Raw genomic sequence first — 24,939 nt, forward strand, 5'->3', positions numbered from 1 at the left:
ACGCCATTGTACCGACTGGCGCCGGGGTTTCGGCGGCGTACCGCCGCCGCGATCTCAGACGAGGGGCGTTTCCACCTCGGCCAGCCAGGCCGCCAGCGCAGCGGTCTCGACCGGCTTGACGAAATGGACGTCGAAGCCCGCCGCTTCGGTGTCGCGCCGGTCGTGCGGCTGGCCATAGCCGGTCATGGCCGCCAGCCTGACCCGTTCCAGGCCGGGCAGCCGGCGCAGGCGGCGCGCCAGTTCCTTGCCGTCCATGCCGGGCAGCCCGATGTCGAGCAGGCAGACGTGCGGCATCAGGCTGCGCGCGCGCTCGAGCGCCGCCGCCGCGCCGAATTCGACGCTGACCTCGTAGCCGAGCAGGCCCAGGAACATCGCCACCAGTTCCGCCGCATCGGTATTGTCGTCCACCACCAGCACGCGCAGCGCCGCAGGAGCCTGCTGCAGCGCGTGCTTGCTCGCCAAGCCCGCGCTGCGGGCGCCCTGCTCCGGCAGCGGCAGCCTGAGCGTGAAGGTGCTGCCGCGCCCTTCGCCCTCGCTGGCCGCTTCCACGCTGCCGCCGTGCAGCTCGGCCAGGCTGCGCACCAGCGCCAGCCCGATCCCGAGGCCGCCCTGCGAGCGGTCGGGGCTGCGCTTGCCCTGGTAGAACAGCTCGAAGGCGCTGGCCACCAGCTCCGGCGCCATGCCGATGCCGTTGTCGCGCACCGCCAGCACGGCGCAGCCATCCTCGATGCCGCTGGAGAGCACGATGTGGCCGCCCGCCGGCGTATACCGGGCGGCATTGCCGAGGATGTTGGCCAGCACCTGCACCAGGCGCTTGCGGTCGCCGTTCACGATCACGCCGGCGCAGGCGTGGCGCACCTCGAGCCGGTGCGTCCTGCCCTCGAGCAGCGAACGCACCTGTTCGACGGCGTCGTCGACGACCTGCGACAGCGGCAGGTCTTCGCGCTCCAGGCTGACCAGGCCGCGCGTGACGCGCGAGACATCCATCAGGTCGTCGATCAGGCCGGTCATGTGGGTGGTCTGGCGCGAGATCACCGCGCCCACCTGGCGCACCCGCGCCGGATCCTGCGCCGCCATCGCCAGCAGCGATGCGGCGGTGGCGATCGGCGCCAGCGGATTGCGCAGCTCGTGCGCCAGCATGGCCAGGAACTCGTCCTTGCGGCGGTCGGCGTCCTGCAGGGCTTCCTGGGTCAGCTTCTGCTCGTGGATGTCGGTGCAGGTGCCCATCCAGCGCACGATGGCGCCGTCCTCGCCGCGCACCGGCAGCGCGCGCCCCAGTACCCAGCGGTAGTTGCCGGTGTGGTGGCGCAGCCGGTATTCGATCTCGTAGGGTTCGCCGGTGCGCAGCGAATGGCGCCATCGTTCCCAGGCCAGCGGCTGGTCGTCCGGATGGAACAGGGCATTCCAGCCGGCCCCGTCGGTCGAACCGTAGGGCATGCCGGTGAAGGCATACCACTGGTCGTTGTAGTAGTCGTGGAAGCCGTCCGCACGGGTCGACCACACCGACTGCGGCATGGCGTTGGCGATCACCCGGAAGCGCGCTTCGCTTTCCTTGAGGGCACGCTCGGCGCTGCGGATGCCGGAAATGTCGAGCACGTAGGCAATGCCCTCGTCGGCGCTGCCGTCGACGTTGGCGGCGCCGAGGTAGACCGCGGCGCGGCTGCCGTCGCTGCGCAGGTACTCCTTTTCGTACGGCTCCATCACGCCGACGGTGCGCAGCTGCTCCCAGCCGCGTTCGTCGGCCTCGCGCCATTCGGGCGGGGTCAGCGCGCGCCAGGACAGGCCGCGTTCAAAGTCGGCGCGCGTCATCCGCAGGATGTCGAGGAAGGCATCGTTCGACTCGATCAGGCTGCCGTCGAAGCGGTACTGCACGATGCCGAGCACGTTCGATTCGGCCAGGCGCCGGAAGCGCGCCTCGCTGCGCCGCAAGCCGGCTTCGGCCTCCTTCTGGGCCGTGACGTCGAGCGCCACGCCCGGCAGCCACTCGGGCTGGCCGTCGGCGTTCGCGGTCACCTTGCCGCGCGCCTCCACATGGCGCCAGAGGCCGTCCGCGCCGCGCACGCGGTAGCTGTCGCCAAAGGTCTCGCCGGTCTCGAGCGCGCGCGCAATGCGCGCCTGGACCCGGGCCACGTCGTCCGGATGGATCGCCGCCAGGTAGGCCTCGACCGGCCCGCCGTCGATGTCCCCGAGCGGCACGCCGTACAGGCGCGCGAGGTTGGCGTCGGCATACAGCCGGTTCTCGCGCACGTTCCAGTTCCAGGTCGCGACCTGGGCTGCGCCGAGCGCGCCTTCGAGCCGCATCTGGGCGTCGCGCAGGGCCGCCTCGCTGCGCTTGATGGCGTCGAGGTCGGTGGTCTCGGTGACCGCGCACACGAAGCCGCGCACCGTGCCGTCCAGGCGCCGCAGCGGCGAATAGCTGAACGAGAACCAGGCCTGCTCCTCGTGCCCGTTGCGGGTGACGATGAAGGGCGCATGGCTGAAGCTGGCCGTACGCCCCGCCCTCGCCTGCGCCACCGCTTCCGCCACCTCGGGATAGGATTCGGGCCAGACAGCGGCAAACGGCCGGCCCAGCGCCTCCGGATGGCGCCGGCCCAGCACCGGCACGTAGGCATCGTTGTACAGGAAGGTTTCCTCGTTTCCCCAGACGATGAAAGTCGCGACGGCCGAGTCGAGCATCTGGCGCACTGCGTGCTGGAGCGCCGGCTCCCAGCCGCCAGGATCGCCGCAAGCGGCGGCGTTCCAGTCGTGTTCGGCCATCAGGTTTTCGACGGCGCCAGGCTGGCCGGGGGAGGAAGCGGTGAGGAACATCGTGTGGATCCGGTTGGGAGACAAGGGCGCTGCCAGGGCCGGGCCACGGAAGCGGGAGGCGCTGCCGGCAATGGCAGCGCGCCGGAAAGTATAGCCGAGCCGATGGAATTTACGCCCGGGTGGGCAGGAGAAGATGGTGTCGCCAGCAGGAATCGAACCTGCATCTAAGTCTTAGGAGGACCTTGTACTATCCATTGTACTATGGCGACACATCGCTGCCGCGCATGCGCGCAGGTGCAGTCCCGTATTGTACCAGTCCCCTTGCCAAATCAGAACAGTGGCAAAACAGCTACGCGCTTCCCTGCGATAAATACGAAAAGCTTTACAAGCGGAGGCCGGCATTCTATTCTGACAACATAAATTAAAAATTTGCAATTTTTATTGCCGTCACCACCACGCCGCTCCATGTCGACTGCTTGCCTTCCTCGCCTTTCCCGCAGCTTCCTGTTTGTCCTTTCCGTCCTGGCCGCACCTGCCGCGCTGGCGACACCCATCACGGTAGACCTGAAGATCGGCGAAGCCATGCTGTCCAATTCCGGTGACGAGACCGAACTGGCGGCACTGCGGGCCATCACGGGCATCGGCAGCCTGGTACTTGGCAGCAAAATCGACGTCAACAAGAACGATAGCGCCACCCAGGCCATCAGCCTGGGCTCGGCATGGATCTTGAACGATCCGGCCCAGCCTGGCTATTTCGCACTGAAATTTGGTCACGGTAACCTCGACGTCACTGCCGATACCTTCTTCTTCCAGAACATCGGCGATTTGAGCCAGCTCGTCTGGACCAACGACCAGGTCCAGTTCCTGAGCGGCGGGCCCTGCGCCGCCAACCAGAACAAGTGCAATATCGGCCGCCTCAGCCATTACATTACCTCGCCGTCGATCCAGATCCCGGTCAAGGATACGGGCCAGAACGAGACCGGCGAAGGCGGCGCCGCCCAGACCGGGGGCGGACAGGCCGATGGCGGCCTGACCGGCGGCGGACTGCAAGCCGGCAACCAGGAACACCACGACGTGCCGGAGCCGGCCAGCCTGGCGCTGCTGGCCGTGGGGGCACTGGCGGTCTGCGGCAGCCGCCGCCGCACCAGCAAAACCTAGGCCCAGGGCGCCTCTGCCCGGCTAGCGTTCGTCGCCGGTGTTGAGGCGCTGCTTCATGGACGCCAGCAGCGCGATCAGGCTGGCCTTGTCCTCGGCCGGGATATCGGCCAGCATCTCGTCGATCCAGCGTTCGTGCACCGCCGCCATCTCGGCGAAAGCGCTGCGCCCGGCCGGGGTCAGGCGCACCGCCCAGGCACGGCGGTCGTGCGGATCGGGAACGCGCAGCACCAGTCCTTCGCGCTCGAGCTGGTCGGTGATGCCGGTGACGTTGCCGCCGGTGACCATCATGCGCCGGGACAGCTCGCCCATGCGCAGGCCGTCGGGATGGCGCTCGAGCTGGGCCATCAGGTCGAAGCGCGGCAGCGTGATGCCGAAACCGGCGCGCAGCCGCGAGCGGATCTCGTTCTCGATGCGCACGGTGCACGACAGCATGCGCAGCCACAGCTTGAGCGACTGATGGTGATCCTGCGTCAGCCGACTTGCCAGGTCGAGCTCCCGCTCCGCCTGGCCCGAGTCCTCGAGATCGGACATGTTTTCCTCAGACCGCGTCCATGCGTAATTTAAACCGTTGCAGTTTACCGGTTTCGGTGCGCGGCAGCTGTTCGCGAAAACGCAGCACGCGCGGATACTTGTACGGTGCAATCTGGGCCTTGACGAATTCCTGCAGCGCCGCGGCCAGCTCGCCGCTTGGCGCCACGCCCGGCTTGAGCACGACATGGGCCTCGACCACCTGCCCGCGCTCCTCGTCGGGGCGCCCCACCACGCCGCACTCGGCCACCGCCGGATGGTGCAGCAGCGCTTCCTCGACCTCGGCGCCGGCGATGTTGTAGCCGGCCGAGATGATCATGTCGTCCAGCCGCGAGCGGTAGTAGAAATAGCCGTCGGCGTCCATCTCGTAGGCGTCGCCGGTGATGTTCCAGCCATCCTGCACGTAGTTGCGCTGGCGCGGGTCGTCCAGGTAACGGCAGCCGGTCGGGCCTTTCACCGCCAGCCTGCCCACCACGCCCGGCCCCACCGGCCGCCCGTGCTCGTCGAGGATGCAGGCCTGGTAGCCCGGCACCGGCTTGCCGGTCGCGCCGGCTCTGGCCTCGCTGCCCGCGGCCGAGATGAAGATGTGCAGCATCTCGGTGGCGCCGATCCCGTCGATCATGTCCAGGCCTGTTGCCGCCTTCCAGGCTTCGCGGGTGGCGACCGGCAGCGCCTCGCCGGCCGACACGCTGCGGCTCAGGCTGCGCAAATCGAAGCGCGGCGCCAGCTGCGCCATCTGGCGGTAGAAGGTGGGCGCGGTGAAGCACACCGTGGCGCGGTGTTCCTGGATCGACGCCAGCAGGCTTTCCGGGCTCAAGCGCTCGACCAGCACGGCGCTGGCGCCCACGCGCAGCGGAAACAGCAGCAGCCCGCCCAGGCCGAAGGTGAAGGCCAGCGGCGGCGTGCCGATGAACACGTCGTCCATGCGCGCGCCCAGGGTGTGGCGCGGGAAGCAATCGCAGATCGCCAGCAGGTCGCGGTGGAAGTGCATGGTCCCCTTCGGCACGCCGGTGGTGCCCGAGGTAAAGCTGATCAGGCAGATGTCGTCGGCGGCGGTATCGGGCGCATGGAAGGGCTCGTCGTGGGCCGCCATGCGCGCTTCCAGCGAATTGGGCGCATCCCCGTCGAACAGCACCAGGGGCAGGCTGCCCGGCTCCATCGCATCGACTTCCGCACGCAGGGAGGCCGCGCACAGCACCGCATCGACGCGGGCGCGGCCGGCAATGATGCCCAGTTCGCGGGCGCGCAGCAGCGGCATGGTCGGCACCGCGATGCAGCCGGCCTTGATCACGGCCAGGATGCAGGCCGCCATCATGGGGCAATTGGCGCCGCGCAGCAGCACGCGGCTGCCGGTCGCGAGCTGGAGGTCTCGACGCAGCACGTGGGCGATGCGGTCGACCCGCGCGCGCAGCTGGGCGTAGCTGAGGCGTTCGCGGCTGCCGATGAGGGCCGTGCGCGCATCCCAGCCGCGCGCGCCGGCGCCATCGAGCAGCTCGGCCGCGCTGTTCAGGCGCGGCGGATACTGCAGCTCGGGCAGGTCGAAGCGGAATTCAGGCCACTCGCTCGGGGGCGGCAGCTGGGCGCGGGCGAAACCGTCGGCGTAGCCGGACGGCGCAAGTGCTGCGGAAGCATCGGTCATGTCGGGCCTTTGGTAGATATTCCGGCAATAATGCAGCGATCCCGACTTACTTTAAATCTAAAGTAATCTGCCAGCAAGCGTATTTATGAGCTGGCTTGCGCGCGCTGCTGCTGGCGGCCGACCGCCCCGCGTGCATGCGCCAGCGCTGCCTGGAGCGCCTGCGCATCGCCGCTCGTGAGCGCGGCGCGCAGGCGCGCCGCGCTGTCCGCCAGTCCGAGCGTGGCGCAGCCGTCGGCCAGGCGCTGCAGGCGCTCGCCCCCGTCCAGAGGCAGCGCCGCCAGGCCGAGGCCTGCTTCCTCGAGCTGGCGCTGCAGGCCGCCGAGATAGGCGAGCAGGCGTTCGGACGTGATGCCGAGGCGCTGCTGCACGCAGGCCGGTTCTTCGTCCTGCGGCGCCAGGCGCGCGAGCTGGGCCCGCACCTGCCCCGCGGCGAAAGGCTTGACGATGTAGCCGTCGGCGCCGAGGCGCCCTGCCTCGGCCAGCGTGTCGGCGTCCGATGCCGCCGATACCAGCACGAAGGGCACGGCCTGCAGGGCAGCATCCTCGCGTGCGGCGCGCACCCGCGCCAGCAGCGCCATGCCATCGAGCTTCGGCATGCGCAGGTCGCAGAACACGATGCCGGGGCGCAGGCCGGCCTCCAGGCGCCGCCAGGCGTCCTCGCCGTCCTCCGCCTCCACGATCTCGTATTGTCCGCAGCTGTCGACCAGATGCATCAGCATCATGCGCGACACCACGTCGTCATCCACCGCCAGCACTATCATGTTCTGCTGTCCTCCTGCCCCGTCGTGCGCCATTATAGTGAAAGCTGATTCAGGTGGGCTGGAAGACGGCCAGCTGCACGCCCAGGCGCGCCAGCCCGGCCAGCAGGCGCGTGCGGTCGCCCGCATCGGCGGCCGCTTCCAGCTCGGCGCACAGCTGGCCGAGCGCGGTCTCGCCCAGGTAGGCGGCGCTGCCGCGCAGGCCGTGCAGCACCCTGCCCGCCGCTTCCAGGTCGTCCGCATCGACCGCTTGCGCCAGCTCGGCGCGGCGGCGCGGCAGGTCGGCGGCGAAGGCGGCGCGCAGACGCGCGGCCAGGTCGTCGGCGCGGCGGCCGGCGTTGGGCGGGGCTGCTGCCGCCGTATCCGGGGATGGCGCCTGCGGCGCCGGGGCGACGCCGAACATCGCGTCCAGCGCGGCCAGCGGCGACGCCTGCTGCGGCTCGCCGGCGGCAGGCATCGGCGGCAGCGCGATGCCGCGCCCCAGCTGGCGCTCGATGGCGCGCGAGATCTGCTGGTGCAGCGCGTCCTCGTCGATCGGCTTGGTCAGGAAGGCGTCCATGCCGCAGGCAAGGTAGCGCGCCCGGTCTTCGCCGCTGGCGTTGGCGGTCAGGGCCACGATCATCAGGTGCGGATCCAGCACCCGGGCATCCGGCGTACCGCCGGCGCGGATGAGGCGGGTCGCGGTGGCGCCGTCCATCTCGGGCATGCGCCCGTCCATCAGCACCAGGTCGTAGCGGTTGCGGGCGCAGGCGGCCACCGCGTGCAGGCCGTTGTCGGCGATGTCGATCTGGTGGCCCATGTCCTCGACCATGGTGCGGGCGATGATCTGGTTGGTCGCGAAATCCTCGGCGCACAGGATGCGCAGGCGGTGGGTGTGCGGCGCGCGCGGCGCCTGTTCCACGTGCGGCGGCTCGACGCCGTCGGCCAGCGGCACCTGCACGCTGAAGGTGCTGCCCTTGCCCTCGATGCTGTTGACCGCGATCGATCCGCCCATCAGGGCCACCAGCTGGCGGCAGATCGCCAGGCCCAGGCCGGTGCCGCCGTAGCGGCGCGTGGTGGTGGTGTCGGCCTGTTCGAACTTCTGGAACAGGCGCGGCAGCGCATCGGCCGGGATGCCGATGCCGGTGTCGCGCACGGTGAAGCGCACCATGTTCCAGCCCTCCCCGCGCACCTGGTCGTCCGCGCGCAGCTCGACCTGCAGGTCGACCGCACCCGACCGGGTGAACTTGAAGGCGTTCCCGACCAGGTTGACCAGCACCTGGCGCAAGCGGGTCGGGTCGCCGACCACGAAGCGCGGCAGCGCGTCGTCGAAGGCCACCTTGAAGCCGATGCTCTTTCCCGCGGCCTGCTCCTCGAACAAACTGGCCACGTTGCGAATGACGGCGTGCAGGTCGAAGTCGATGTTCTCGATGCTCAGCTTGCCCGCCTCGATCTTGGAGAAGTCGAGCAGGTCGTTGATGATCGCCAGCAGTGCCTCGGCATTGCCCTGGCCGCGCTGGATCTGCTCGCGCGTGGTCTCGCGCAGCGAGGCATCGCGCAGCGCGAAGCCGAGCATGCCGATCACGCCCGCCAGCGGGGTGCGCATCTCGTGGCTCATGTTGGCCAGGAACTCGGATTTCTGGCGCGTCGCGTCCTCGGCGCGCTGCTTGGCCTGGCGCAGGAACTCCTCGTTCTCCTGCAGCGCGCGGTAGGCGCGCGCCAGCTCGTTGGACTGCTGGCGCACGCGCTGCTCCTGGTCGCGCAGTTCCTCGGTCTGGCGCTCGAGCATGCGGTTCTGCTGCTCGACCTGCTCGGTGCGCGCGCCCACCTGGCGCGCCAGCTGTTCCTTCTGGCGCTGCAGGCCGGACATGCGCATCCGCACCCCCATGTAGCCGAGGGCCGCCAGCAGCAGCACGGCGACGGCGCGGAACCATGGCGTGCCCCAGGGCGGCGGTTCGATCGTGATCGCCAGCGCCGCCGCCTGCTCGCTCCAGACGCCGTCCTTGTTGGCCGCGCGCAGCCGGAACACGTAGGTGCCGGGATCCAGGTTGGTATAGGTGGCAAAGCGCCTGGAAGCGTCTTCGTAGACCCAGTCCTGGTCGAAGCCGTCGAGGCGGTAGGCGAAGCGGTTGCGCCCGGGCGCGGCGAAGTGCAGGGCCGAGAACTCGAGCGAGAACACCGAGGCACCGGCCGGCAGCGTCACCGTCTCGGCGTGCTCCACCGGCCCCTTGAGCACGCCCGGCAGCGCCTCCTCGACCGGTTTGTTGAAGATCGTCAGGCCGGTGATGACGGGGCGCGGCGCCACCCGGTTGTCGCGGATCGCGCGCGGATCGAAGGCCGTGATGCCGTTGAAGCCGCCGAAGTACAGGATGCCGTCGGGGCCGCGCACCGCCGACGAGTCGAAGAAGGCGCCCTCGGTGAGGCCGTCGGCGGCCGTGTAGTTGCGCCAGCGCCCGCTCTCCGGATCGAAACGGGAAATGCCGCTGGTGGTGCTGACCCACAGGCGGCCGTCCTCGTCCTCCAGGATCGCCGCGACCGCGTCGTCCAGCAGGCCTTCGCGGGTGGTGTAGCGCACGAAGCTCACCGAGCCGTCGGCGGCCGTCAGCATGCGGTTCAGGCCCACCGCGGTGCCGACCCAGACGTCGCCGCGGCTGTCCTCGAACAGCGCGTGCACCTCGTCGTGGCTCAGGCTCGCCGCGTCGTAGGGATCGTGGCGGAAGTGGCGGAAGCGCCCGCTGGCGCGGTCCATCAGGTCCAGGCCGTCGAAGGTGCCTATCCACATGCGGCCGCGCCGGTCCAGCAGCATCGGCCGCACGATGTCGTCGGCCAGGCTGGTGGACTTGCCCGGGTCGTGGCGCCAGTGCTCGATTTTCCGCGTGGCCGGGTCGAGCCGGTGCAGGCCGCCGCGGGTGGCGACCCAGATGCCGCCGTCCGGCGTGGCATACAGGCCGCGCACATTGTTGGCGTCGGCGTCGCCGGACAGCGCCAGGCGCTCGAAGCGGCCGCTGACGGGGTCGAACGAGGTCAGGCCGGTGCGGCTGCCGATCCACAGGCGGCCGTTGCGCTCGCGCGCCAGTGCGCTGGCCGGCAGGTCGGCCAGGCTGTTCGGATTGCGCGGATCGGGGCGGTAGACGCTGGTCGCGCCGGTGGCCGGGTCGACGTGGTTGAGCGCGGTGGCGGTGCCGACCCAGAGCTTGTTGCCGTCGCCCAGCAGCGCGCGCGCCTTGTTGTCGGCCAGGGTGTCGGGCAGGCCAGGCTCACTATTGCGGCGAACCATGCGGGCGAAGCCGCCGCTGCCCAGGTCCACGCGCGACACGCCGGCATACCAGGTGCCGACCCAGAAGGTGCCGAGGCGGTCGCGGTACAGCGAGGCCACCTGGTTGTCGCCCAGGCTGTGGCGGTCGCTGACCACATGGCGGTGGCTCTCGAACTTGTCCTCGGGCCCGCGCCAGCGCAGCAGGCCGTCGTCATGGGTGCCGACCCAGATTTCGTTGCCGGCGTCGCGGTACAGGGTCGTGATCCACCACGGGCCGATGCCGTCTTCAGGACCGAAGCGGCGTACCTTGCCCGCATCCGGCCCGTCGAGCACGCGCCGTTCCAGCCCGCCCAGGCGCCCGACCCACAGGCGTTGCTGGCCGTCCACCATCAGCGCATGCACCGGGTTGCCGCGCGGCCCCAGGCCGCCAGGGTGGTGCTCGATGCGCGCGCGCCCGGCGTCCTTGCCGGTGACCAGGCTGTCGAGTCCCCCGCCGGTGCCGATCCATAGCCTCCCGCCGGCGTCCAGCGCCAGCGCGTTGACGTTGTCGTCGCTCAGGCTCGCTTCGTTGCCGCGCTCGTGGTGCCAGGTGGTGAAGCGGCGCAGCGTGGTGTCGAAGTGCTGCAGGCCGTCGTTGGTGCCGATCCACAGGCCGTCGCGGCCGTCGCCGACGATGGCATTGATATGGCGGTTGCCGTTGCCGCGCCGCGCGGTCTCTTCCGGCACGAACAGGGTGAAGGACTGGGTGACCGGGTCGTACAGGTTCAGGCCCCCGTCGGTGCCCAGCCACAGGCGGCCGTGGCGGTCCAGGTGCAGCACGCGCACCCAGCTGTTCGACAGCGAGCGCGGCTTGCCGGGTACGGTGCGGTAGTTGATGACGCGGTAGCCGTCGAAGCGCGACAGGCCGTTCTGGGTGCCGAACCACATGAAGCCGTCGCGGTCCTGCACCACCGCCAGCACGGTCTCCTGCGCCAGGCCCTCGGACACCGACAGGTGCTCGAAGCGCAGGGTCGGGCGCGGCGGCGCGGCCAGCGCACCCACGCTCAGCAACAGCAGCAGCGCCGCCGCACACCATCGGAGCAGCGCGTTCATTCGGGAAAGAAGGCCAGCACGTCGTCGCGCCGGGCCAGGGTATCGTGTTCGCCAAGGCGGATCAGCTCGCGCGTATAGCTGCCTTCGAACAGCAGGTAGGAAGCCAGCGCCGCGCCGCGCGTTTCAAGCGCGCCGATCCCGCCCAGCAGCGTGCGCACCGGCGACGGCAGGCTGTGCACGTGGCGCAGGGCGATGTCGTCGAGGCGTTCGGACGGCGCGATCACCAGGAGTTCCACGCGGCGCAGCGGCAGCGCCGCGCGGGCCTCGGGCGGCACGCGCTCAAGCGTCTGATTGACGCGCTGCAGGCGCTCGATGTCGGCGGCCAGGCTGTCGAGGAAGATCGAGGACAGCGCATGGCCGGCGATCTGCGCCAGGCTCGGATAGCCGCCGCCGGTCGCCGAACCTGGCGGGGCGGCGGCCGCCGTTTCCGACATGCGCCCCGCTCCCACCACCAGCACCCGCGTCGCGCCCAGGTGGATGGCCGGCGCGATCGGCGCCAGCTGGCGCATCGAACCGTCGCCGCAGTATTCGCGCCGGCCGCCCAGGTACAGCGGCACCGCCGGGAAGATGAAGGGAATGGCGCTCGACGCCAGCAGGTGCTCGACGCTGATCTGGGTCGACAGCGCCAGGCGCTGGTGGCGCAGCCAGGGCGCGATCTCGCGCGCGGCCTGGTAGAAGGTGATGTGATGCCCGCTGCTATACGAGGAAGCGGTGATCGCGAGCGCATGCAGGACGCCGTCGGCCAGCGCGGCATCGAGGCGCGGCAGGTCGAGGGCGCGGTGCAGCAGGCCGGCCAGCGGGGTGTTGTCGAGCAGGGACTGGGGCGGCGAAGCGTGCCACTTGCGCAGCAGCCAGCCGAAGGACAGCAGCGACAGCCAGCGCGCACCCGAGCGCAGCACGGCCAGCGAATCGGCGCGGTAGACCTGGTGGGCGCTGACGCCCTCCCAGACGTTCAGCAGGCCGCGTACGGCGCTGTTGAAGTCGTCGGCGCGGCAGGCGAGCGCGGTGGCGTTCAGCGCGCCGGCCGAGGTGCCGCAGATGATGTCGAAGGGAGAGCGCAGGGCCGGACGGCCAGCGTCGGCAAGGATGCGGGCGATCGCATGCATCACGCCGGCCTGATAGGCGGCGCGTGCTCCACCGCCTGTGAGGACCAGGCCTGTTTTTGCTCCACTGTCCACCCGCGAAGCTTAGCAAAAGTCGGGTATCTCTTGGGAAATATATGGATCGAGCCTGGCCTGTCCAGGCTTTTTAGCCACAGGAAGCGGGAAAGGCGCCCTACTAGCAGCGAGGGAATTTACGTATAGAAAGAGCCTTTTGTGCAAGATAGTGAAGTGAGCACAGCCAAAACTGGAAAAATTCTATTTTAACAACAGTAATTTACTGTCGGAAAATTTTACAGCTTTGTTTTCATTGACCGTGAAGATAAATATAAAACCTGTAAATTCAATCACTTGACATAATTGGCACGCAACTTGCTTAAATGTAGAGAATTAATATTTGTTATAACTATTATATGAACCAGATCCAAGTCCTGAAGAAAATTGCTGCAGTGACACTGTTTGCCAGCGTGTCGCTTGCAGCCCACGCCACGCCCATTGCCGTCGGCACGTCGTATACATACAACCTGTCCACGTCCGCCACCTTTACTGGCAGCCCCGTGACGGTCCAGTTGACCCAGGCATCGGCCGACCGTGTCGACGTCAAGGTAAGCCTGGCTGACAATTATTATTTTGCCGGGACGGGCCCCAGCGACAGCCCAAGCTTCGGCTTCAGCCTGGCCAGCGCCTACCAGAATGCGGTCATCGACTACACCGGGAGCGCCTTCAGAGTGCTGAGCGGAGGACCGTTCAACCTGACCCCGGACGGCATGTTCACGCATGGCTTCAAGCTGAACAGCGGCGGCATTTCCAGCAAGGTCGGCAGTCCGCTCGAATTCAGCCTTAGCATGGCCGGCCTTTCCCTGGATGCATTCACTCCGAGCACTGCAAAGAACAAGGGGCAACCCGGCGGCTACGGCTTCGCCGCCCACATCGGCGACGCAGGAGGCAAGACCGGCGGCATCGGCGTGCAAGGCCTCATTCCCGCCAGTATTTATACGCCGCCTCCAGTGCAGAACGATGGAAACCAGGGCGGCTCGAGCGGCGGCGGTTCTACGGAGGGTGGCTCGACCGAAGGCGGTTCGAATGGTGGCGGTTCCACCGGCGGCGGTTCCACTGGTGGCGGCTCGATTGATAGTGGTTCCATCGGTGGCGGCTCGGGCGAAGGCGGCGCCACTGGCGAAGTTCCGGAACCGGCGTCCGCGGTCCTGATCGGCCTGGGCCTGGCGGCGCTGGTCTCGCAGCGCAGGCGCCGCAAGGCATAAGGGAGTTCCCGACCTGGCATGCCGCCCGATCTGCAGCGGGCGGCATTATTTTTTTGGGCGCTGCGCGATGAGGACCAGGTGCTGTTCCGGATGCTGGTCGAATTCGAGGTGGCGTAGCAGGCAGCCCGCCTCCTCGATCACCGCGAGCAGGCCGGGTATCCCGAGCGTGCCGTAGTAGACCTCGGGCCCCATCGCCGCATCGACGTGTTCATGGGCCTGGTCCAGCCCGCCCGCGGTGAAGAGGAAGACCCCACCCGGCTCGAGCGCGCGCATCAGCTTGAGCATGAGTGCGCGCTGGTCTTGCAGGCAGACGTGCCAGATGCTGTCCCAGGCCGCCACGAAGCGGTAGCCGCGCGGAAGCGGCCAATCACGGATATCGGCCTGGTGCAGGACGACCTCCGGGTCGGCCACCTGCGCCAGTGCCAGCATGCGCGCCGACAGGTCGACAGCCTCGATCCGCAGCCCACGCTGGCGCAACAGCGGATTGAAACGGGTGTTGCAGCCGCAGCCGACGTTGAGCGCCCAGCCATCGGCTGCCGGCGCGAGAAAGGCGAGCGCCCGCTCGTGCTGGCGCAGGCCGTTGCTGCTGTCGAATACCCCGTCCAGCCAGCGTTCGGCCAGCTGGTCGTAAGCGGCGGCGGTCGACAGGCGCGGCATCCGGATGGTCCCCTCAGTCCCCTTGCGCCACGCCTTCGCGGCGCGGATCGGCCCCGCCGTACCACAGCGGCACCCCATGCACTTCGATGCGCTGGATGCCGTGCAGGCCCGAGGTCTGCTCGCCCAGGCGCACCTTGTGGCCGCGCGCGTTCAAGGCCTCGATGGTGGTGGACGGGAAGCGTCCCACTTCGAGTTCGGTCGGGCCGTTGCGGCTGCCGAAGTTCGGCATCGCGATTGCCTGCTGCACGTTGAGGCCCCAGTCGAGCGTCCCGACCAGCACCTTGGCGACGTAGTTGATGATGGCCGGGCCGCCCGGCGAACCGACCGTCAGCACCAGCTTGCCGGTCTTGCGGTCGAACACGACGGTGGGCGACATCGCGCTGCGCGGGCGCTTGCCGGCTTCCACCCGGTTGGCGATCGGGCCGTCGGCGTCACGCGAGGCGAAGGAGAAATCGGTCAGCTGGTTGTTGAGGATGAAGCCGTCCACCATCTGGCGCGATCCAAACGCATCTTCGATGGTCGTGGTCATCGCCAGGCCCGCGCCATAAGCGTCGACCACCGACACGTGCGAGGTCGACGGCGTTTCGATCGCATTGTCCTTGCCCCAGTGCCAGGCCATCTCCATGCCGGGCGGCTTGCCGGCCGGGGCCTCGCCCATCGAGCGCGGCCCCACCAGCCTGGCGCGCGTGGCCAGGTAGTGCTTGTCGATCAGGCTCGGCACGCCGCGTCCCGGCAGCGGCACGAAGTCGGCGTCGGCGGCGTAGCGGTTGCGGTCCGCATAGGCCAGGCGCCCCACTTCGCTGAACACGTGCAGCGCGTCCGGCCCGGGCACGCCATTGCTTGGCGCGAGCGCCTTCATGTCGAAGGTCTCGAACATGCCCAGCATCTGGGCGACGGCGATGCCGCCCGAGGACGGCGGCGGCATGCCGCACACGGTGTAGGCACGATAATCGCTGCACACCGGCGTGCGCACTTTCGGCTGGTAGGCGGCAATGTCGGCGGCGCTGAGCAGGCCCGGGTTGGTCGGGTGGCCCTGCACCTTGGCGCCGATGTCGCGCGCGATGCGGCCCGTGTAGAAGGCGTCGGCGCCGCCCTCGGCGATCTCGCGCAGCGTCTTCGCCAGGGCCGGGTTCTTCAGGATGTGGCCGACGGCCCAAGGCTGGCCGCCATTGCCGTAGAAATAGCGCGCCGCTTCCGGGTCCTTGCGCAGGTAGCGGTCGCCGGACAACAGCGCGTGCAGGCGCGGGCTGACCGCGAAGCCCTCTTCCGACAAGCGGATGGCAGGTGCGAACAAGGCCTTCCAGGGCAGTCGACCGTGCTCCTTGTGCGCCAGCTCGAGCATGCGCAGCACGCCCGGCGCGCCGACCGAGCGGCCGCCGACGATACCTTCGGTGCGCGACAGCGGCGTGCCGTCGGGGCGCTGGAACAGGCGCTCGTCGGCTTTCGAGGGCGCGGTCTCGCGGCCATCGAAGGCCTGGGTCTTGCGGCCGTCGTAGTGGACCAGGAAGGCGCCGCCGCCGATGCCGGACGACTGCGGCTCGACCAGGGTCAGCACCAGCTGGGTGGCAATCGCCGCGTCGATCGCGCTGCCGCCTTGCTGCAGGATCTGGTAGCCGGCCTGCACCGCCAGCGGATTGGCCGCGGCCACCATGTATTTTTTCGCGGGCCAGCCGGGCTTCGCGGTGTAGCCCGTGGCGGCTTCCGGGGCCGCCTGGCGAGTGTCCTGCGCCAGCAGCGGCTGGACAGTGAAAGCCAGAGCCAGCGCCAGGGAGGTAGCGCGCAACTTCGTATTGTTCAAATCGTTTCTCCAAAAGCAAAACGGACGCATGGCTTGCGCCATGCGCCCGACATCTGCCAATCCTACAACAATTGGCAAGAGCCTTCAGGAAGCTTACTTCGGCTGCATGCGGATCGCGCCGTCGAGGCGGATCGTTTCGCCGTTGAGCATCACGTTTTCGATGATGGCCTTGGCCAGGTGCGCGTACTCCTTCGGCATGCCGAGGCGGGGCGGGAACGGGACCATCTTGCCCAGCGAGTCGCGCACTTCCTGCGGCATGCCCATCAGCATCGGGGTCTCGAAGATGCCCGGGGCGATGGTCATCACGCGGATGCCGCTGCGCGCCAGGTCGCGCGCCATCGGCAGGGTCATGCCGGCGACGGCCGCCTTTGAGGAGCCGTAGGCGGCCTGGCCGATCTGGCCGTCGAAGGCCGCGACCGAGGCGGTGTTGATGATGATGCCGCGCTCGCCGTACTCGCCTGCTTCGGTCTTGCCCATGGCGTCGGCCGCCAGGCGGCACATGTTGAAGGTACCGACCAGGTTGATGTTCACCGCGCGCTGGAAGGCGTCCAGCGGGTGCGGACCGTCCTTGCCGACGGTCTTGACGGCCGGTGCCACGCCGGCGCAGTTGACCAGGCCGCGCAAGCTGCCCAGCTTGGTGGCCGCGTCCACGACCGCGAGGCCGTCCGCTTCCTGCGTGACGTCGCACTTGACGAACTGGCCGCCCAGCTCAGCCGCCAGCGCGGCGCCTGCTTCCGCCTGCACGTCGGCGATGACGACCTTGCCGCCCGCTTCCGTGATCATGCGCGCCGTGGCTGCTCCCAGGCCCGACGCGCCACCGGTCACGATGAACACATTGTTCTGAATTTGCATGGTTTTCCCTTTTAAAAGTTCTAGTGCCGCTGTGATGACGGCTTACGCGAACATGACGTTAACGTAAACGTCAAACAGCCGGCATTGTAGCGAACTTTTGCTTGAAAAAACCATCCAGCGAAGCGCTTACCTCTTCAGATCAAAGGCACTGGACCGTGGTGCCGTTGGTCGTGCAGGCGCGGCCGCTGCTGCTGACCGCGACATTGCCCGGGCCGCTCGCGTTATAGGTCGTGCCGTTGACGTCGGTGCAGGTGCCGCCCACGCAACTCACCACCTGGCTCGACTGCGGACCGACCGGGCTGGGCGCGGCCGCTACCCCGGCGCGCGGGACCGGCGCCGGGCTTGGCGCGGCGATACGCGGCGTGGGCTCGATGCGCTGGACCGCACCCGGACGGCGCTGGGCCTGTTTCTTCGTTTGCTGCTGGCGCTCGGGCTTGCCCTGGAGTTCCTGCTGGGTCTTGGGCTGCTGCGTTTGCGGCTGGGCCGGGGCCTGCGGCGATGTTGGAGGTGCCGGCTGCCCGGTCCCGGGGGCCGGACGGGCCGAAGGATCGACTTCGTTCTGCTTGCTGGTGACTGGCGGCTGGCCGGCGCGCTCTTCCTGCGCCTGCGGCCGGGCCTCGCCTGCCGCCTGCGTGCTGGCCGGGGTCGGCTGTTGCGTGGTGGCCGGGGTCGGCTGCTGCGGATTCAGCACCGGGCCATACGTGGCGCTGTCGTCGACCGGCTTGCCAGTCGGCGGCTGGGCCGGCGCCTGGTTCTGGGCCAGCGCTGCCGCCGAACCCAGGGCGAACAGCACGGCAATCATGGACTGGATGGGACGCATGGTGCACCTCGAGCGAATGGATATTGGACAGGCCATTATCTGCCCGCATCGGGGCGATCGGCGCACGCGAAACACTTCCTCACATGATTGTTGAACGGTAACGGGCGGCGCAGCTGTGGAGGAGCATGCGAAGATCGGCTCCATCACATTCACAGGAGCGAGCATGAGGCAGGTAGAGATCGTGGAAGGCGACCACGTACGGGGCAATCCCGATGCCGACATCGTCATCATCGAATATGGGGATTTCCAGTGCCCCTACTGCGCGCGGGCCCACCCGACCCTGAGCGGGCTGCAGAAGCAGTACGGCGAGCGCATCGCGCTGGTCTATCGCCACCTGCCGCTCGGCATGCACCCGTATGCGGAAAGCGCGGCCGAGGCGGCGGAAGCGGCGGGTGCCCAGGGCAAGTTCTGGGAGATGCACGACACCCTGTTCGAGCACCAGGCGCAGATGGCCCCGGCCCAGCTGCCGCTGCTGGCCCAGGGCCTGGGGCTGGACGCGGCGCGTTTCGAGGCCGACATGGCCGAGCGCCGGCACCGCGAGCGGATCCAGTCGCAGGCGCAAGAAGCGAAGTCGCTGGGAGCGAGCGGGACGCCGAGCTTCTTCATCAACGGCGAGCGCTACCAGGGGGATTCAGACCGGGAGTCGCTGACGGCGGCCGTCGAGCGCTACCTATAAATGAAAAAACGGCCCCGCAGGGCCGTTCGATCAACTTGCTGAGTGTTTATTCCGACAGCGCTGCGAAGGCTGCGTCGCGCACCTGCTCGACCGGGCCGACGCCCGAAATCTTGCGGTACTTCGGCGCACCAGGCAGGCCCGACTGGGCCCACTTGTTGTAGTAGCCGAGCAGCACTTCGGTCTGGTTGTGGTACACGGCCAGGCGCTTCTGCACGGTTTCTTCCTTGTCGTCGTCGCGCTGCACCAGCGGCTCGCCGGTGACGTCGTCGACGCCGTCGACCTTCGGCGGGTTGAACTTGGTGTGGTACACGCGGCCCGAGGCCTGGTGGGTGCGGCGGCCCGACATGCGCTCGACGATCAGTTCGTCAGGCACGTCGATTTCCAGCACGTAGTCGATCTGCACGCCGCTGTCCTTCATGGCGTCGGCCTGCGCAATGGTGCGCGGGAAGCCGTCGAACAGGTAGCCGTTGGCGCAATCGGTCTCCTTCAGGCGCTCTTTCACCAGGCCGATGATGATGTCGTCCGACACCAGCTGGCCAGCATCCATCACCTTCTTGGCAGCCATGCCCAGTTCGGTTCCGGCCTTGATCGCGGCACGCAGCATGTCGCCGGTGGAAATCTGCGGAATGTTGAACTTTTCCTTGATGAAGTTGGCCTGGGTGCCTTTGCCGGCGCCGGGTGCTCCTAACAGAATGAGACGCATGAGTTTCCTAGATTCTTAGAGGATGTTGATAATTTTTATGTTGGCAGACGATTGTGTTTGATGCATATCTGGCTACTTGACACGAAAGTTACCACAAAAGTCAGCTTTAACGCCAATCCCCGGGCCTGTCGCCAGTTCGTTTTGACATAGCGCAGACAACGTAAAATTGGCGTAAGAAAGTTCAGGCAGCGTAGTGGCGGCGCACCCGCTCCAGGTCGTCCGGGGTATCGACGCCGGCGGGCGGCGCGCTGTCCGTGATGTGCACGGCGATCGGGTAGCCGTGCCACAGCACGCGCAGCTGTTCCAGCGCCTCGATGGTTTCGAGCGGGGAACTCTCCAGCGCCGGATAGGCCTGGAGGAAGGCGTTGCTGTAGGCATAGAGGCCGACGTGGCGCAGCGGCGCGTAGCCGGCCGGCAGCGACTCCTTGCTGGCCGCGAAGGCGTCGCGGTGCCAGGGAATGGTGGCGCGCGAGAAGTACAGCGCCCTGCCCGCCTTGTCGAGCACGACCTTGACCACGTTCGGGTTGAACACCTCGGCCACGTCGACGATCGGATGGGCCACGGTGGCCATCGGCACGCCCTCGACGATGCGCGCGGCGCAGGCGGCCAGCAGGCTCGGGTCGATCAGCGGTTCGTCGCCCTGCAGGTTGACCACCACCTCGCCTGGAGCCAGGCCCAGCTTGTGCGCGACTTCGGCGATGCGGTCGGTGCCGGACGGATGGTCGGCGCGGGTCATGCAGGCTTCGATGCCGTGCGCCTCGCAGGCCGCCAGGATGTCCGGGTGATCGGTGGCCACAATGATGCGGCTCGCTCCCGATTCGCGCGCGCGTTCGGCCACGCGCACCACCATCGGCTTGCCGCCGAGGTCGGCCAGCGGCTTGTTCGGCAGGCGGGTCGAGGCCAGGCGGGCCGGGATGATGACGGTAAAGCCCATCGACTTACACCGGTTCGATCTTGCGCGCCTGGTCAGCCCACATGATCGGGATACCATCGCGGATCGGGTATGCCAGGCGGTCCGGGCGACAGGTCAGTTCCTGCGCTTTCTTATCGTATTCAAGCGGGCCCTTGCACAGCGGGCAGACCAGGATATCAAGCAGTCGAGCGTCCACGACATTTCTCCACGATTTGTTCGGCCAGCGCGGGATCGATCCGCGCCGTCACGGGCACGACCCACAAGCGCGGGTCGTCCTTCAGGTTATCAAGTTGCCGACATTTTACTGCATCCTTCTCCGTGATCAGGATGACATCGGCGTCGAGCCCGTCGAAAGGACGGTCGAGGAAGTCGTGGTGGTCGGGCAGCGGCAGTTCCCGGAAGTCCAGGCCGGCGCCGCGCAGCATGGCGAAGAAACGGCCCGGATTGCCGATGCCGGCGGCCGCCACGATGCGCCTGCCCTTCAGGCGCGCGAGCGGCAGGCAATCTTCCGGGCGCATCAGGGGCTCGGCGAAGTCGCCTGCCAGCTGCATCCGGAACGGCTGGCCGCCGACGGCGCGCGCCAGCTGCGGGGTAATCTCGGGCGCGTTCACCACCGTGAAATCGCGGCGCCGCGAAGGCGGCTCGCGCAGCGGGCCGGCCGGCAGCAGCCAGCCATTGCCGACGCCGCGGCCGTCGAACAGGACGATCTCGACGTCGCGCGCCAGTGCGTAGTGCTGCAGGCCGTCGTCGGTGATCAGGACGTCCACTTCCGGATGGCTTGCCAGCAGCGCCCTGCCCGCCTGGGCGCGCTGGCGTCCCACCACGACCGGGCAGCCGGCGCGCGCCGCGATCAGGAGCGGCTCGTCGCCCACTTCACGGGGATCGGATTGCGGCGTGACCTCGCGCGGCACCTCGGCCGCACCGCCGTGGCCGCGCGAAATCACGCCCGGACGCAGGCCGGCGCCGCGCAGGTTGTCCGCCAGCCAGATCGTCAGCGGCGTCTTGCCGGTCCCGCCGATGAAGATGTTGCCGACCACGATGACCGGCACCGGCAGGCGCTCGCTCTTCTTCAGGCCGAGCCGATACAGCAACGTGCGCACGCCGGCGAGGACGCGGAACAGCAGTGCGAGCGGCAGCAAGGCCAGCGCCAGCGGGCCGCGGCGCAGCCAGGCACGGGTGAGTGTCGATTCTAGGTTGGAAGCCATGGAGGAGCGGACGCCGGGGCGTCCGCGTTCTTATTTCCTGGTGCCGGTCTGGGCGGCGAAGGTCAGCTTGTCATAGCCGGCCACGCGCGCCGCTTCCAGCACGTTGATGACCATCTGGTGCATCGCGAACTGGTCGGCATTGACGATGACCACCGGATCGACCGCTGGTTGACCGCTCGGGGCATTGCGGGCAGCAGTTTTCAAGTCTTCTGCCAGGCCGGCCACGCTGTGGAAGGACACCGGCACGTTGTTCACCGTGTAGTTGCCCTTGGCGTCGATGGTGACGTTGATCTCGAAGGGACGCTCCTGCACCTTCTCGGCGTCGGCCGTGGGCAGCGTGATCTGCAGCTCGGTGAACTTGCTGTAGGTGGTCGAGACCATTAGGAAGATGAGGACGACCAGCAGCACGTCGATGAACGGAATCAGGTTGATCTCCGGTTCCTCGCGCTGGCGGCCACGGCGGAAGTTCATCATTTGCGGGTCCCGTGCACGACGTCGACGAATTTCACGGCCTGCAGTTCCATCTCGACGATGAAGCTGTCGACCGAGGAGCGGAAGTGGCGGTAGAACACCAGGGCCGGCATGGCGATGGCCAGGCCGAAGCCGGTGTTGTACAGCGCCACCGAGATGCCGTGCGCCAGCTGGGCCGGGTTGTTGCCGGTCGGGCTTTGCGCGCCGAAGATCTCGATCATGCCGACCACCGTGCCGAACAGGCCCAGCAGCGGAGCCAGCGAGGCGATGGTGCCGAGGGTGGTGAGGAAGCGCTCGAGGCCGTGGGCGACGCCGCGGCCGGCTTCCTCGATGGATTCCTTCATGACGTCGCGCGGAGCGTCGACGTTGCGCAGCGCGGCGGCCAGCACGGTGCCGAGCGGCGAATTGTGTTCGAGCTTGTTGACCACGTCGGGCGTGACCTTGCCGGCGCGATAGACGCGGATCACTTCATCCAGCAATGCCTTCGGGAGGATCTTCTCGCGGCGCAGGTAGATCAGGCGTTCCACGATCAGGGCGACGGCAATGATCGAGGCAATCAGCAAGAACCAGATGGGCCAGCCTGCAGCTTGAAAAATGGCGAGCAAAAGAAACTCCTGTGGGAAAGAAAATCAGTTCAGCAATGTAACAAGTTGCCAGCAGTGCGGCAAGTGTGGTTCTGCACAGCTTCTGTGGATAAAAATGTGCGCAAGGCCCTCTTCTGGATCAAAGAGCCTTGATTTCAAAGGACATTCTGCGCCTGCGCAAGAAAACGGCAGGTGTCAGATGAGCATGCTTCCAGCTCAGGTGTCTTGTTGGAGATGATGTTGATCTATCTCAACCGTTTGCACTTACGAACAAATTCTGTGGACAAAATTGTGCGCAATGGCGTCCGACGGCAGCTAAGTCATTGTTTCATTTAGAAAAATTTCCGGAGCGCAAAAAAGAGGCAGTGTTGCGGCTTGTCCTCACATGTCCGGCTCCGTGCGGTTCCTCACATTTTTTGTGGACAAAAGTGTGAGCAAGGGCCGATTTCCACAGCTAAGTGCTTGATCTAACACAAGAAAACATCACTGCATAAAATTTCATCACTCAGCAGTAATGCGAGGTATTGTGTGCAACTCTGCCCTTTCATGCATGACTTATTCTGTGCTGTAGACCTTGCGGCTAAGAAAATTCACATCTGCACATTTTTTGTGGATAAGGATGTGATGAATGCTGTATGTAGCGAGCTAAGTCATTGATTGGTAAAGGATCGGATGGGACTGCCTGCGAAAGATGCAAATGCTGGCGAATGGCTGAAAAGCCGTGTTCGAAGCTGACGAGTGGGCCTGTCCAGTGCGTTCAGCGCAAGGAATCCGGCCTCGGCTGGCTGCGCTGAGCGCCTTGTGCACACTTTTTGTGGACAAAATTGTGCGCAAGGCGCTCTTCGATACCCTAAGTCGTTGATCTAAAACAATAAACTTTCCTAGCGTCATTTTTAGGCAGCCGTGTCGGCCTTGTTGCCAGCCCACGGGCCCGGGTCGTCGACCTTATGATATGCACATATTTTGTGGACAACAATGTGTCCAAGCCAGGCATAGGGCCGCTAAGTGCTTGACGCATAAGGAAAGCGTGCGCCACGCTCCATTCTTGAGCAGGCGCCTGTCTTATGGATGAGTTGCCCACAGATTTTGTGGATAAAGTCGCGTTAAAACCTGAAGAGCCCTTTGCAAGCTCTTGATTTCAAAGACTTTCAATAGAATGCATTGAAAACTGGCAACAACGCTTCATGCCGGACACGGCGCGCACGACTGCCGCCAAGCCTTGTCGTTTTCTTCAAGATATGACATAAGCATCAGCTTTACCAAAGTAGCCAAGCAGCCTCCATGGACTATCAAAGCGACGCCGATCCCGCCTACACCGCGCCACCCGTATTGACCGTGACGACCCTGAACCAGCAGGTCGCCCGCCTGCTCGAACGGAGTTTTCCACTGGTCTGGATCGGCGGCGAGATTTCGAACTTCACGCGCGCCAGTTCCGGCCACTGGTATTTCACGCTGAAGGACGATGCCGCCCAGGTACGCGCCGTGATGTTCCGCAGCCGCGCGCAATACGCCGGGTTCAATCCGCGCGAAGGCGACAAGGTCGAGGTGCGCGCCCTGGTCACCCTGTACGGCGCGCGCGGCGACTACCAGATCAATGTCGAGACCATCCGCCGCGCCGGCGTGGGCCAGCTCTACGAAGCCTTCCTGCGGCTCAAGGAAAAGCTCCAGGCCCAGGGCCTGTTCGATCAAGACCGCAAGCGAGCGCTGCCGCTGTTCCCGCGCACCGTCGGCATCGTCACCAGCCCCCAGGCCGCGGCCCTGCGCGACGTGCTCACCGCCCTGCGCCGCCGCGCGCCGCACGTGCGCGTGATCCTCTACCCGGCCCCGGTGCAGGGCCAGTTCGCCGCCGACAAGATCGCCGAAGCCATTATGACGGCGTCGCGCAGGCAGGAAGCCGACGTGCTGCTGGTGTGCCGCGGCGGCGGCTCGATCGAAGACCTGTGGAGCTTCAACGAGGAATGCGTGGCGCGCGCCATCGACGCCTGCCAGGTCCCGGTGATCTCCGGCGTGGGCCACGAGACCGACGTCACCATCGCCGATTTCGCCGCCGACGTGCGCGCCGCCACCCCGACCGCCGCCGCCGAGCTGGCGGTCACGCCGCGCGCCGACTGGCTGGCCTCGCTGTCGGGCGACGCCCAGGACCTGCGCCGCGCCATGCGCCGCACGCTGTCGGAAGCCAGCCAGGGCCTGGACGGCTATAGCCGGCGCCTGCTCAGCCCCTCGGCCCAGATCCGCCACCAGCGCGTCAAACTGCTGTCGATGGCGGCCGCCCTGACCCATGCGGTGCGTACCCCGGTGAACCGCCAGAACCTGGTGCTGGCCCAGCTGCAGCAGCGCTGGATGCGCCACCGCCCCGACATGCGGGCGATGCGCGCGCAATTGCTGGCCGACGGGCGCCACCTGAACACCAGCCTGTGCAACGCCGTCAAACGTCGGCGCGACGCCCTCGAGGCCCTGGCGGCGCAGCTAGAATTGCTGAACCCGCAACGCACGCTCGAGCGCGGCTATGCCATCGTCCGCAACGTCAAGGGCGAGGTGCTGCGCGACCCGGCGCAGGTCAAGGCACGCAACAAGCTGAGCCTGCGGCTGGCCGGCGGCACGGCCGACATCGTCGTGTCCAGCGTGCAGGCCGCGCTGGGTGATCCGAATGACTAGCCAAGCATGCAACATCGCGCTATCCGGTTTAGAATAGCGCGGTTTTGGAACAAAACCCGTCCAACCAACGCACAAGGAATTGAAC

At 67.2% G+C, this 24,939-nt stretch carries 20 protein-coding genes and 1 tRNA gene; 4 read left to right on the forward strand and 17 right to left on the reverse strand.

The window, feature by feature from the left end; all coding sequences use genetic code 11:
• Positions 1-54 precede the first annotated feature (54 nt).
• Both ACK6C6_RS15805 and ACK6C6_RS15810 read right to left on the reverse strand, forming a co-directional pair.
• Entirely contained in the window at positions 55-2,808 is a 2,754-nt protein-coding gene (locus ACK6C6_RS15805) for a PAS domain-containing protein (RefSeq protein WP_409268088.1), read from the reverse strand.
• Between the two features lie 134 nt (positions 2,809-2,942).
• Positions 2,943-3,017, reverse strand: a tRNA-Arg gene (locus ACK6C6_RS15810).
• Positions 3,018-3,330: 313 nt separating this feature from the next.
• Here ACK6C6_RS15810 and ACK6C6_RS15815 point away from each other — a divergent pair.
• Entirely contained in the window at positions 3,331-3,906 is a 576-nt protein-coding gene (locus ACK6C6_RS15815) for a PEP-CTERM sorting domain-containing protein (protein ID WP_409268089.1), read from the forward strand.
• Positions 3,907-3,927: 21 nt separating this feature from the next.
• Here the strand turns inward: ACK6C6_RS15815 and ACK6C6_RS15820 are convergent, their stop codons facing one another.
• The 5 genes from ACK6C6_RS15820 to ACK6C6_RS15840 all read right to left on the reverse strand — a co-directional run bounded on the left by ACK6C6_RS15820 (position 3,928) and on the right by ACK6C6_RS15840 (position 12,312).
• Complete coding sequence (locus ACK6C6_RS15820; RefSeq protein WP_409268090.1) at positions 3,928-4,437, reverse strand: MarR family winged helix-turn-helix transcriptional regulator; 510 nt, start codon at positions 4,435-4,437, stop codon at positions 3,928-3,930.
• A 7-nt stretch (positions 4,438-4,444) separates the two neighbouring features.
• The gene (locus ACK6C6_RS15825; protein WP_409268091.1) at positions 4,445-6,073 is read right to left on the reverse strand and encodes an AMP-binding protein; all 1,629 of its coding nucleotides are present in this window, start codon (positions 6,071-6,073) and stop codon (positions 4,445-4,447) included.
• An 83-nt stretch (positions 6,074-6,156) separates the two neighbouring features.
• On the reverse strand, positions 6,157-6,834 hold the full coding sequence (locus ACK6C6_RS15830; RefSeq protein ID WP_409268092.1) for a response regulator transcription factor: 678 nt from the start codon (positions 6,832-6,834) through the stop codon (positions 6,157-6,159).
• Between the two features lie 49 nt (positions 6,835-6,883).
• Positions 6,884-11,158, reverse strand: coding sequence for a two-component regulator propeller domain-containing protein (locus ACK6C6_RS15835; protein ID WP_409268093.1), 4,275 nt, complete (start codon positions 11,156-11,158; stop codon positions 6,884-6,886).
• Complete coding sequence (locus tag ACK6C6_RS15840; protein WP_409268298.1) at positions 11,155-12,312, reverse strand: patatin-like phospholipase family protein; 1,158 nt, start codon at positions 12,310-12,312, stop codon at positions 11,155-11,157. Before ACK6C6_RS15840 ends, ACK6C6_RS15835 begins: the two co-directional genes overlap by 4 nt.
• Positions 12,313-12,671: 359 nt before the next feature.
• Here ACK6C6_RS15840 and ACK6C6_RS15845 point away from each other — a divergent pair, with 359 nt between their 5' ends.
• Positions 12,672-13,520, forward strand: a complete 849-nt coding sequence (locus ACK6C6_RS15845) for a PEP-CTERM sorting domain-containing protein (RefSeq protein WP_209588238.1) — start codon at positions 12,672-12,674, stop codon at positions 13,518-13,520.
• 45 nt (positions 13,521-13,565) lie between these two features.
• Here ACK6C6_RS15845 and ACK6C6_RS15850 read toward each other — a convergent pair whose 3' ends face one another.
• From ACK6C6_RS15850 to ACK6C6_RS15865, 4 genes are all read right to left on the reverse strand, one after another.
• On the reverse strand, positions 13,566-14,255 hold the full coding sequence (locus tag ACK6C6_RS15850) for a class I SAM-dependent DNA methyltransferase (RefSeq protein ID WP_409268094.1): 690 nt from the start codon (positions 14,253-14,255) through the stop codon (positions 13,566-13,568).
• Positions 14,191-16,005: a gamma-glutamyltransferase gene (gene ggt, locus ACK6C6_RS15855; protein ID WP_409268095.1), complete on the reverse strand. Its 1,815-nt coding sequence runs from the start codon at positions 16,003-16,005 to the stop codon at positions 14,191-14,193. Before ggt ends, ACK6C6_RS15850 begins: the two co-directional genes overlap by 65 nt.
• 63 nt (positions 16,006-16,068) lie before the next feature.
• Positions 16,069-16,827, reverse strand: a complete 759-nt coding sequence (locus tag ACK6C6_RS15860) for a 3-hydroxyacyl-CoA dehydrogenase (RefSeq protein ID WP_209588235.1) — start codon at positions 16,825-16,827, stop codon at positions 16,069-16,071.
• Positions 16,828-16,966: 139 nt separating this feature from the next.
• On the reverse strand, positions 16,967-17,647 hold the full coding sequence (locus tag ACK6C6_RS15865; protein WP_409268097.1) for a hypothetical protein: 681 nt from the start codon (positions 17,645-17,647) through the stop codon (positions 16,967-16,969).
• A gap of 163 nt (positions 17,648-17,810) precedes the next feature.
• On the opposite strand from ACK6C6_RS15865, the gene ACK6C6_RS15870 reads away from it, so the two are divergent.
• Positions 17,811-18,323, forward strand: coding sequence for a DsbA family protein (locus ACK6C6_RS15870; protein WP_409268098.1), 513 nt, complete (start codon positions 17,811-17,813; stop codon positions 18,321-18,323).
• A gap of 46 nt (positions 18,324-18,369) precedes the next feature.
• Here ACK6C6_RS15870 and adk read toward each other — a convergent pair whose 3' ends face one another.
• From adk to ACK6C6_RS15900, 6 genes are all read right to left on the reverse strand, one after another.
• A complete protein-coding gene (adk, locus tag ACK6C6_RS15875; RefSeq protein ID WP_036216206.1) occupies positions 18,370-19,026 on the reverse strand; it encodes an adenylate kinase in 657 nt (218 codons plus the stop codon).
• Positions 19,027-19,207: 181 nt separating this feature from the next.
• Entirely contained in the window at positions 19,208-19,960 is a 753-nt protein-coding gene (gene kdsB / locus ACK6C6_RS15880; protein ID WP_409268100.1) for a 3-deoxy-manno-octulosonate cytidylyltransferase, read from the reverse strand.
• Between the two features lie 4 nt (positions 19,961-19,964).
• Complete coding sequence (locus ACK6C6_RS15885; RefSeq protein WP_081926130.1) at positions 19,965-20,135, reverse strand: Trm112 family protein; 171 nt, start codon at positions 20,133-20,135, stop codon at positions 19,965-19,967.
• Positions 20,116-21,144 carry a tetraacyldisaccharide 4'-kinase gene (gene lpxK / locus ACK6C6_RS15890; RefSeq protein WP_409268102.1) on the reverse strand — a complete coding sequence of 343 codons (1,029 nt, stop codon included), beginning with the start codon at positions 21,142-21,144 and terminating at the stop codon, positions 20,116-20,118. The genes ACK6C6_RS15885 and lpxK overlap by 20 nt, the downstream gene beginning before the upstream one ends.
• 30 nt (positions 21,145-21,174) lie before the next feature.
• A complete protein-coding gene (locus tag ACK6C6_RS15895) occupies positions 21,175-21,615 on the reverse strand; it encodes a biopolymer transporter ExbD (RefSeq protein ID WP_027864785.1) in 441 nt (146 codons plus the stop codon).
• Positions 21,615-22,220 carry a MotA/TolQ/ExbB proton channel family protein gene (locus ACK6C6_RS15900; protein ID WP_409268103.1) on the reverse strand — a complete coding sequence of 202 codons (606 nt, stop codon included), beginning with the start codon at positions 22,218-22,220 and terminating at the stop codon, positions 21,615-21,617. The genes ACK6C6_RS15895 and ACK6C6_RS15900 overlap by 1 nt, the downstream gene beginning before the upstream one ends.
• A gap of 1,260 nt (positions 22,221-23,480) precedes the next feature.
• Here ACK6C6_RS15900 and xseA point away from each other — a divergent pair.
• The gene (xseA, locus tag ACK6C6_RS15905) at positions 23,481-24,854 is read left to right on the forward strand and encodes an exodeoxyribonuclease VII large subunit (protein WP_409268105.1); all 1,374 of its coding nucleotides are present in this window, start codon (positions 23,481-23,483) and stop codon (positions 24,852-24,854) included.
• Positions 24,855-24,939 lie beyond the last annotated feature (85 nt).

The sequence above is a fragment of the Massilia sp. BHUDP2 genome (genome assembly GCF_046236355.1).
In the GTDB taxonomy this organism is placed as follows: domain Bacteria; phylum Pseudomonadota; class Gammaproteobacteria; order Burkholderiales; family Burkholderiaceae_D; genus Telluria; species Telluria varians.